Annotated in this window: 10 protein-coding genes; 3 read left to right on the top strand and 7 right to left on the bottom strand. The window is 71.9% G+C overall.

The features are described from left to right. Positions 1–83 precede the first annotated feature (83 nt). The 5 genes from ACYVE9_RS08715 to ACYVE9_RS08695 form a co-directional block, all read right to left on the bottom strand. Positions 84–863 (bottom strand): exodeoxyribonuclease III, encoded by a 780-nt coding sequence (locus ACYVE9_RS08715; protein ID WP_461027170.1) that lies wholly within the window; start codon positions 861–863, stop codon positions 84–86. A gap of 22 nt (positions 864–885) precedes the next feature. Continuing rightward, a complete protein-coding gene (locus ACYVE9_RS08710) occupies positions 886–1,533 on the bottom strand; it encodes an MBL fold metallo-hydrolase (RefSeq protein ID WP_461027169.1) in 648 nt (215 codons plus the stop codon). A 137-nt stretch (positions 1,534–1,670) separates the two neighbouring features. Next, a complete protein-coding gene (gene pcaDC / locus ACYVE9_RS08705; RefSeq protein ID WP_461027168.1) occupies positions 1,671–2,948 on the bottom strand; it encodes a bifunctional 3-oxoadipate enol-lactonase/4-carboxymuconolactone decarboxylase PcaDC in 1,278 nt (425 codons plus the stop codon). 103 nt (positions 2,949–3,051) lie between these two features. Further along, positions 3,052–3,945 carry a class I SAM-dependent methyltransferase gene (locus ACYVE9_RS08700; RefSeq protein WP_461027167.1) on the bottom strand — a complete coding sequence of 298 codons (894 nt, stop codon included), beginning with the start codon at positions 3,943–3,945 and terminating at the stop codon, positions 3,052–3,054. Between the two features lie 154 nt (positions 3,946–4,099). Further along, positions 4,100–4,681, bottom strand: a complete 582-nt coding sequence (locus ACYVE9_RS08695; protein ID WP_461027166.1) for a helix-turn-helix domain-containing protein — start codon at positions 4,679–4,681, stop codon at positions 4,100–4,102. A gap of 92 nt (positions 4,682–4,773) precedes the next feature. Here ACYVE9_RS08695 and ACYVE9_RS08690 point away from each other — a divergent pair, with 92 nt between their 5' ends. Continuing rightward, positions 4,774–5,784 carry an NAD(P)/FAD-dependent oxidoreductase gene (locus ACYVE9_RS08690; RefSeq protein ID WP_461027165.1) on the top strand — a complete coding sequence of 337 codons (1,011 nt, stop codon included), beginning with the start codon at positions 4,774–4,776 and terminating at the stop codon, positions 5,782–5,784. A 133-nt stretch (positions 5,785–5,917) separates the two neighbouring features. Then, the gene (locus ACYVE9_RS08685) at positions 5,918–7,567 is read left to right on the top strand and encodes an MFS transporter (protein WP_461027164.1); all 1,650 of its coding nucleotides are present in this window, start codon (positions 5,918–5,920) and stop codon (positions 7,565–7,567) included. A 72-nt stretch (positions 7,568–7,639) separates the two neighbouring features. Here ACYVE9_RS08685 and ACYVE9_RS08680 read toward each other — a convergent pair whose 3' ends face one another. Then, complete coding sequence (locus ACYVE9_RS08680) at positions 7,640–8,065, bottom strand: VOC family protein (protein WP_461027163.1); 426 nt, start codon at positions 8,063–8,065, stop codon at positions 7,640–7,642. Between the two features lie 136 nt (positions 8,066–8,201). Here ACYVE9_RS08680 and ACYVE9_RS08675 point away from each other — a divergent pair, with 136 nt between their 5' ends. Next, positions 8,202–8,561 carry an arsenate reductase family protein gene (locus tag ACYVE9_RS08675; RefSeq protein ID WP_461027162.1) on the top strand — a complete coding sequence of 120 codons (360 nt, stop codon included), beginning with the start codon at positions 8,202–8,204 and terminating at the stop codon, positions 8,559–8,561. 55 nt (positions 8,562–8,616) lie between these two features. On the opposite strand, the gene ACYVE9_RS08670 is transcribed toward ACYVE9_RS08675, so the two are convergent. Continuing rightward, a complete protein-coding gene (locus ACYVE9_RS08670; RefSeq protein ID WP_461027161.1) occupies positions 8,617–9,147 on the bottom strand; it encodes a hypothetical protein in 531 nt (176 codons plus the stop codon). Between the last annotated feature and the right edge of the window lie 130 nt (positions 9,148–9,277).

Genomic DNA, 9,277 nt, shown 5'->3' with positions numbered 1-9,277 from the left:
GGACCCCGGGCCGGTCCGGGCCGGGGACGTCACACGCCGGCCGCCGGACCGCGCCCTGGCGGCGGGGCGGGGCGGGGCTCACGTCACAGGTCGAGGTCGACCACGACCGGCGCGTGGTCCGAGGCGCCCTTGCCCTTGCGGGCCTCCCGGTCGACGTAGGCGTCCTTCACCGAGGAGCGGAAGGCGTCGTTGCCGAAGGCCAGGTCGATGCGCATGCCCTTGTTCTTCGGGAAGCCGAGCATCCGGTAGTCCCAGAAGGTGAACGGCACGTCGTACTTCAGCGCGCGCGGGTGCACCTCCTGCAACCCGATCTCACCCAGCGCCGTCAGCGCCAGCCGTTCGGCCTCGGTCACATGGGTGGCACCCTCGAACTGGCTGGGGTCCCAGACGTCCTCGTCGGTGGGCGCGACGTTGAAGTCACCGAGCACCGCGAACGGCCGCTCACCCGTCGAGTCCTCGCCGACCGCCACCCGCAGCGCGGACAGCCACTGGAGCTTGTACGCGTAGTGCGGGTGCGACACCTCGCGCCCGTTGGGCACGTACACCGACCAGACCCGCACGCCGCCGCAGGTGGCGCTCACCGCGCGGGGCTCCTCGACCTCCTCGAACGCCGGTCCCCCGGCGAGACCGATGACGGGCTCCTCGATGCCGACCCGGGACAGCACCGCCACACCGTTCCACCGGCCGCCGGCGTTGACCGCCGCCTCGTAGCCGCGCTCCTGCAACTGTTCGGCCGGGAACTGCTCGTCGGTGCACTTCAGCTCCTGGAGGCACAGCACGTCGGTGCCGCTGCTCTCCAGCCAGTCCAGCAGCCGGTCCAGCCGCGGGTTGATGCCGTTGATGTTCCAGGTGGCGATACGCAGGCCCATGCGCCAAACCTACCGGCTATCGCACCCCGGCGGACTCGCCGGGCAGCAATCTGCGGTGCTCCGTGACGCCGATGCCCGGTCCCTGGTCGGACAGCATGCGGCCGTACACCGGCGGGGCCAGGTCCGACAGCAGGCCGTCGTGCACGTCGAACGCCTGCCGCGGCTGGAGTTCCCGCAGGTAGTCGACGATCTCGGAGAACTTGCTCCACGGCGCCTGGAGCGGCAGCAGCAGGGTGTCCACCGGCTGCCCCGGCACGGTGAGCGCGTCGCCCGGGTGGAAGACCGAGCCGTCCACCAGGTAGCCGACGTTCGTGATCCGCGGGATGTCGGGATGGATCACCGCGTGCAGTTCACCGTGGACGGCCACCTCGAACCCCGCCGCCCGGAAGACGTCGCCGTGCCCGACCGTGTGGACCCGGCCGGGGAAGGCGGCGGAGAGCCGGTCGGCGACGCTGCGCAACGTCCAGACCTGCGCGGCCGGGTTGGCGTCGAGCGCGGCCCGCACCCTGCCCTCGTCGAAGTGGTCGGGGTGCTCGTGGGTGATCAGTACCGCGTCCGCCCCGATGCCCGCGTCCTCCTCGCTGAAGGCGCCCGGATCGATGACCAGGGTGCGTCCTTCCTTCTCCAACCGCACACAGGCATGGCTCTTTTTTGTCAACCACATGCGTCCATTGTGCTACGCGAGCCCGCCGGGGCGCCTGGGAAGCCGCGGCGCCACCGGACAGCGGCTCCCCGGGTGCGTCCGCCGGCGTCGGGACGGCAGCACTGCTGGATTTCCGCCGGTGACGGGGCGTCCGCTGCTCAGGGGCGTGGGGTCGTCTCCTCGCGCACCACACGCTGGGCCACGGCGAAGGCCGAGTTCGCAGCCGGCACCCCGCAGTACACGGCGGTCTGCATCAGCACCTCCCGTATCTCCGCGGGCGTGAGCCCGTTGCGCAGCGCGGCCCGGGTGTGGAAGGCCAGCTCGTCGAGGTTGCCGCGGGCGACGAGCGCGGTGAGCGTCACCACCGAGCGGGTGCGCCGGTCCAGACCGGGGCGGGACCACACCTCCCCCCACGCGTAGCGGGTCAGGAAGTCCTGGAAGTCGCCGGTGAAGTCGTCCGCGTTCGCCGCCGCACGGTCGACGTGGGCGTCGCCCAGCACCTCACGGCGGATCCGCATGCCGGTGTCGTACGGGTCGGGGCGCCCGGTGGGGGCGTCGGCCGCGGTGAGCTCCGCTATGGCGGCGCTGTGCGGCGGCGGTGGATCCAACAGGGGCGTGGGCGCCGCGGTGTGCGCGCCGGTGGCGGACCCGTCCTGCCACACCGTGGAGAAGTGCTTCAGCAGCAGTTCGGTGACCTCACCCGGCCGCTCGACGGGCGTCAGGTGGGCGGCGCCGGGCACCATCGCGAGCCGGGCGTCCGGTATGCCGGCGACCAGTGCCCGGGCGTCGGCGGGCGGCACGACGTGGTCCTCCGCGCCGGCCACGACCAGCGTCGGCACGTTGAGACGCGGCAGGGCGTCACGGATGTCGAAGGCGGCGAGCGCCTCGCAGGCGGCGATGTAGCAGCCGGGGTCGGTGGTGCGGACCATCTGCACGGCCCAGTCGACGATCGCCGTCTGCACCGTGGTGAAGGAAGGCGTGAACCAGCGCTCGGGAGTGCTGCGGGCGACCGGGTCCAGGCCGTTGGTGCGCACCACGACACCGGTCTGCCGCCACTCGTCGGCCGTGCCGTGCCGCGGTGACGCCGAGACCAGGGCGAGGGAGGTCAGCCGCTGCGGGTGGGTGAGGGCCAGTCGGGCGCCGACGGCGCCGCCGAGCGAGCAGCCGGCATAGCCGAACCGCTCGGCTCCCGCCACGCCCGCCAGCGTCGCCAGCAGCCGGGCGGCGAGCTCCGGGACGGAGGACGCCGGGTGGGCGGGAGCGCCGCCGTGGCCGGGCAGATCGAAGCGCAGCACTCGCCAGTTGCGGGTCAGTTCGGGAATCTGCCGGTCCCACATGTGCCAGGTGGTACCGAGCGCGGGTCCGAGTACCAGCAGGGGGGCGCCCGCAGGTCCGTCGACGCGGTACTGAAGGGGGTTCGGTGGTGTCTCGCTCACCCGTCGGACCCTCTCATGTATCACGGGATCCCACACTGCCGGTCCCCGTCCGACGGCTCCCGTCATCCGTCCGGACAGCTCCGGCACGCCCGGGGCGGCGGCGTCAGGGGCGGCGGGCGGCCCAGACGGTGCGCTCGGTGCGTACGGTGAGATCGTCGCGGCGCAGGATGCCGTTCGGGCTGTCGGTGTCCAGGAGTTGGTCGAGCGCGGCGAGGTCCTCGGGGCTGAGGGCGGGCGCGGCTGCGCTGCGGAAGCGCTGCAAGCTGCCGTGGGCGTAGCGGTTGACCACGTCGCTGCGCTCACCTTCGATGTTGACGGTGATGGTGCGCTCGTCCGCGACGGTGAAGCCGGCGGCTGTCAGCATCGGGCCCCAGTCGGCGCCGCGGTGCGGGACGTGTTCGGCGTGGAAGCTGTCGGTCGCGGCATGGACGCGTTCTTCGAGGCCGGGCCGGTTCGCTGGCACGTCGGCGGGCAGGAAGCGAGGGAAGCCCGCGAGTTCGACGACGGCGAACAGGCCGCCGGGAGCGAGCAGTTCGTGCACGCTCGTGAGGGCGCGGTCGGGGTCGGCCATGTGGTGCATCGAGGCCGATGCCCACGCCAGGTCCGGGTTGCCGAGATCGGGCCAGCGGTGGGTGTCGAGGTCGGCGTGCACGGTCCGTACGCGGCTCTCGACTCCGCGGACGCACGCCTTCTCGCGCAGGAGTCGCAGGTGCCCGGCCGAGGCGTCGACGGCGGTGACGTGGGCGTCGGGGAAGCGTTCGAGAAGCGCGAAGGTGCCGGCGCCGGTTCCGCAGCCCAGGTCCACGATGTGGCGCGGCTCGCCCTGAAGTGGTAGCCAGGCGGTGATGGACGCCGTGTGCTCGGCAAGTACTTCGGCATCCAGGTCGAGGATCTCCGCCTGGCCGGCGTCACCATGCTCATGGTGACCGCCGTGGTCGTGGTCGGGGTGGTGGACACCTTGGCCCTGGTGAGGGGTGTGCTGGTGCATGCGTGTCATGGCAACACCGTAGGCACGGCATGCGTCTATCGCACGACTCCTTGCTGAATGCGCAAGAAGGTGGCTCGGCGTGCTGCCTGCCACGCAAGGTCACCCCGGAAGCGCCTGCTTCACGGCTGCCGCCCTCCTTGCACCGGGGGCCCCGCGCGCGCCCTCAGCCGACTTCGGCTTCCCCGGCGCCCTGCTGGTGGCTGCGGCGGGCGTCCCGGTCGAAGATGCCCATGATCTCGCACGGTCCGCCCTCGGCGCCGATGGCGTGGGGCATCATCGTGGGGAACTCCGCGGCCTGGTTCGTCTCGACGCGGAAGCGGCGGTGGCCGAGCATCAGGACGGCGGTGCCGGACAGCACGACGAGCCATTCGCGGCCGGGGTGGGCGCGCATACGGGCCGGATTGTCGGGCGGCGGGTCGGTCATGCGTTGCCGCATCACACTCATGCCGGGGTCGCCCTTCACGGGCCAGCGCATCAGACCGTGGGCTCCGTCGATCATCGGACTGACGACGACGTCGTCGGCGGCGTTCTCCACGAGCTGGTCCAGAGTGGTGTCGAGAGCGCGGGCGAGGGTGACCAGCTGGTCCAGGGCCAGGCGTCGCTGACCGTTCTCGATGCGACTCAGTGAGGACTGGCTGAGGTTGGCCCGGGTGGCCAGTTCCTCCAGGGACCAGCCCTGCGCGACGCGCAGGGCGCGGATTCGCTTGCGTACGAGGCTGTCCAACTGCCCATCTTCTTGCGTCATAGGCAACATCGTATGCCCTTGATGCAACACGGGGCTAGCGTCGTGGAGAGGTGACCCGGTACGAGGGCCCACGCACGACGAAAGGGCGCGACATGTCTGCGCAGACTTCTCACCACGAGAGCGACGCACTGACGGGCGGGACCGTGGATGTGGTGGTGATCGGCGGTGGCGCCGCGGGCCTGAACGGTGCGCTGATGCTGGCACGCTCGCGCCGCTCGGTCGTGGTGGTCGACAGCGGTGCTCCGCGCAACGCACCCGCCGAGGCCGTGCACGGTTTCCTCGTCCTGGACGGCACCCCGCCCTCCGAGATCCTCCGGCGCGGGCGGGCGCAGGTCCGCGCGTACGGCGGCCGGGTCGTACGCGGTGAGGTCGTCTCCGCCGGGCCCGCCGACCCGACACGCGGCGGTGACGTGCGGTTCGCCGTCTCCCTCGCTGACGGCCGCACGGTGACGGCGCGCCGGGTGCTGGCCGCCACCGGCCTGCGCGACGAGCTGCCCGGCGTACCCGGCCTGGCCCGGCATTGGGGCCACAGCGTGGTGCACTGCCCCTACTGCCACGGCTGGGAGGTGCGCGACGAGCCGATCGGCGTCCTCGCCACCGGGCCCACCTCGGTCCACCACGCCTGGCTGTTCCGCCAGTTGACGGATGACCTGGTCTTCTTCACCCGCGGCACCGAGCTGGACGGGGAGACGCGCGCCCGCTTCGCCGCCCGCGCCGTCCGCGTCGTCGAGACCCCGGTCAGGAAGGTCGTCGACGACGCGGGCGGCACCCTGGTGGGCGTGCGCCTGGACGACGGCACCGTCGTGGAGCGGAGCGTCCTGGCGGTGGCCACGCGGATGCAGGCCCGCACCGAGGGGCTGGAGGGGCTGCGCCTGCCCATCGAGGAGCTGCCCGCCAACACGGGGCGCCGCTTCGTCTCCGACACGGCCGGCTCCACCGGGATCCCGGGCGTGTGGGTGGCGGGCAACGCCACCGACCCCACCGCCCAGGTCGGCGCCGCCGCCGCGGCCGGGGCCCTGGCCGGCTCCCACATCAACGCCCTGCTGGCCGTCGCAGACACCGACGCCGCGCTCGCCGCCGCCGCACAAGGAACCACTCCCTGACACACGAACCCCTCCGCTGAAGAACGCGCAACCGCGATCCAGCGGTCCGCGCGGCGAGCAGACCCCATCTCACCCACGTGGCGACCGGCCTGTCCCGGCGCTGCTCCGACATGCCCTTCTCGGAAGGAAGACATTGAGTACCGACCTCCCTCCCCAGGCGGCGACCGCGCAGGTCAACGGCGAAACCGCGCCGGATCCGCGTCAGCTGCGCGCGATCCTGGCCTCCGTCTCGATCGCGCTGATGGCCGTCATCGCCTCCGTGTCCGGACTGAACGTCGCCCAGACCCACATGGCCGTCGAGTTCGGTGCCTCGCAGACCACCGTCCTGTGGATCATCAACATCTACACCCTCGCGCTGGCCGCACTGCTGCTGCCGCTCGGCGCCACCGGTGACCGGCTGGGGCGCAAGCCCATGCTGGTCACCGGCCTGATCGTCTTCACTGTCGCCAGCGTTGTCGCAGGCATCGCTCCGTCGGCCGGAGTGATGATCGCCGCTCGTGTGGCCGCCGGTGTCAGCGCCGCGATGATCATGCCGATCACTCTCGCCGTCATCACCTCCACCTTCCCCGAGGAGGAGCGCGGCAAGGCGATCGGCGTGTGGACCGGTGTCGCCGGAGGCGGCGGCATCCTGGGCATGTTCCTCTCCGCTCTCCTGGTCGACGTCGCCGACTGGCGCTGGCTGTTCGTGCTGCCCGTGGTCCTGGCCGTCGTCGCGCTGGCGATGACGCTGAGGTCGGTGCCCAACTCCCGCGAGGACTCCGCCCATTCCTTCGACACCATCGGTGCGCTGATCTCCACCGTCGCCGTGGTCGGCCTCATCTTCGTTCTTCAGGAGGGCCCCGAACGCGGCTGGGCGGCCCCCGTCACCCTGATCAGCCTGGCCGTCGGCGTCATCGCCGCCGTCTCCTTCGTCGTCTGGGAATCGCACCGCCGGGACGCCTCGCTGCTGGACGTGCGCCTGTTCCGGGAGCGCGGTCTGGCCGGCGGCTCGGTCACGCTGCTGGTCGTCTTCGGTGTCCAGGCCGGCATCGCCGTCGTGCTGTTCCCGTTCTTCCAGGCCGTACTGGGCTGGTCCGGGCTGCTGTCGACCCTGGCGATGATGCCGATGGCCGTCATGATGATGGCGGCTTCCGGCCTTGCCCCCAAGGTGGCCGCCAGGGTCGGAGCCCGCTCCACCATGACGGTGGGCATCGCCCTGGCCGCCCTCGGCCTGGCGCTGATGGCCGCGTTCGTGTCCGTTGACGGCGGCTACCCGTCCGTCCTGGCCGGCATGCTCGCCATGGGCATCGGCATGGGTCTGTCGATGACACCCTCCACCGCTGCCATCACCAGTTCCCTGCCCCGCGCCAAGCAGGGCGTCGCCTCCGCGCTCAACGACGTCACCCGGGAGTTCGGGACCGCCCTGGGCGTCGCCATGCTCGGCGCGCTCCTGGCGAGCGGCTACCGCAGTGCCATCGACGGCAAGCTCGGCGGTCTTCCCGCCGGAGCGGCGGACACCGCACGCGAAGGCATCGCCAACGCCATCGAGGTCGCACCCGAGACCGGCAGCCACGCCGACGGCCTGATCCACGCCGCACAGCAGTCCTTCGTCGACGGCTGGCAGCAGTCCATGTGGATCGGCGCCGCCGTCATGACCGCCCTGCTCCTCTACGTCGCCCTGCGCGGCCCGCAGAACACCGCTCTCCTCCCGACCGACAACGAGGCGGCGACCCCGGAGGTCGGGCCGGCGGGCCACGACACCGCCGCTGACCTCGCCGAGCCCTCCCCTGCGAACGGTGCGTGAGCCGTCACGTGGAAGCCGGCCGCCGGGTGCCGGCCCGGCGCCCGGCCGTCCGGGGCGGGGAGGGGCGGAGGCTCAGGCGACGAAGACGCAGAAGGGGTGGCCGGCGGGGTCGGCGTAGACGCGGAAGGGCTCGTCAGGTCCTTGTCTGTTGTCGGACAGCAGGCGGCCGCCGAGTCTCAGGACGCGCTCGTGCTGCGCGTCGAGGTCCTCGATCGACGACACGCTCAGGTCCAGGTGCAGTTGCTGGGGCACCGGGCCGTCGGGCCAGGTCGGCGGCGTCAACCCGTCGACGTGCTGGAAGGCCAGTCGGGGCGTGCCGTCGGCGGTGCGCAGCACCAGCCAGTCCTGTCCCCGTTCGCCGGCGTGCCCCGCCTCGGGCGGCTCGTCCCCGGGTCCGTAGACGAGACCGAGCAGCGACCGGTAGAACTCCGCGAGCCCCCGGATGTCGGTGCTGTCGAGCACCACCTGGTGCAGTTTCAGCGTCCCTTGCTCGGACATGGTGATCACCTCCACCGGTCAGAGTGCCCCGCGAGCCGGTCGGGACGCGGAAGTTACCCGTATCCGGACCGCCGAACGGGTAACGGGCGACGGCTACAGTCGATCGTCCCCGTCCGTCCCCTGGAGAGACGAGCGCATGGAAATCTGGATCAACCCGGCATGCTCCAAGTGCCGGTCCGCACTGTCACTGCTGGACGCCGAGGGCGCCGACTACACCGTTCGGCACTACTTGCAGGATCCGCCGACGGTGGCGGAGCTCGAGGAGGTCCTGCGGCGACTCGGCCTGGAGCCGTGGGACATCACCCGCACCGGCGAGCCGGAAGCGACCGACCTCGGCATCACGTCGTGGCCCCGCGAGACGGCCGATCGTGCCCGCTGGCTGGAGGCGCTCGCCGCCCATCCGATTCTCATCCAACGGCCGATCGTCACCGCCGAGGACGGACGGGCGGTGGTGGCCCGGCCCCCTGAGTCGCTGCCCGCGTTCCTGTCGGAATGAGCCGTGTGTCGACCGGAACGAGCCGTGTGTCGACCAGGGGCGCAGGCGAACGGGATCAGAACTCGGCGGTGGAGACGACGTAGACCTGGGGTCGTTCGGGGCGGGTGAGGTCGACGGTGACGGCCAGGTCGGGCCGGTAGCCGGGCTGCTCGACGGTGGTGCCGGCGTAGACGTGACCGGAGACGTCGAGGTTCCAGCCGACGAGGTCGGCCTGCTTGTCGGTGACCGTGCTCGTCCCCTTCCGCAGCGCGTCGCGGCTGGTGCCGATCTCGTCGAGAAACCTGTCCAGCTTCTTCGGTGACGTGCGGAACTGCACGTGGAGGGAGCTCTTCTCCCAGGAGTTGGTCTCGAAGTACCCGACGTAGGTGGACCTGGAGGGGATCGGCACGTCGTAGATGCGGCGCGTCGCCTTGCTGGGCCACTCCCACACCAGGCCGGTCGCGGAGGCGACCGCCTGCTTGTCCTTGCCGCTGTCCCGGCTCTGGTGCGCGGACAGCACCAGGTAGGCCGCCGGCACGGCGATGAGCAGCACAACGATGACCGCTGTCAGCCAGCGGGCCTGCGGGCGGTGCGGAGGGCTCGTCAACTGCCCACCGCCCGGCCGCGGGACGCCAGCCGCAGGTTGGCCGCGGCGCGCTCGTAGCGCTCGTACCGTTCGAGTCGGCGGCGGTTGGCGCGGCGGAAGCGGCGGGCCACGAGCCGGGCGAGGTCGGCGG

This window comes from Streptomyces sparsus (genome assembly GCF_054776295.1).
This window is presented reverse-complemented; position numbering and strand designations above follow the sequence as displayed.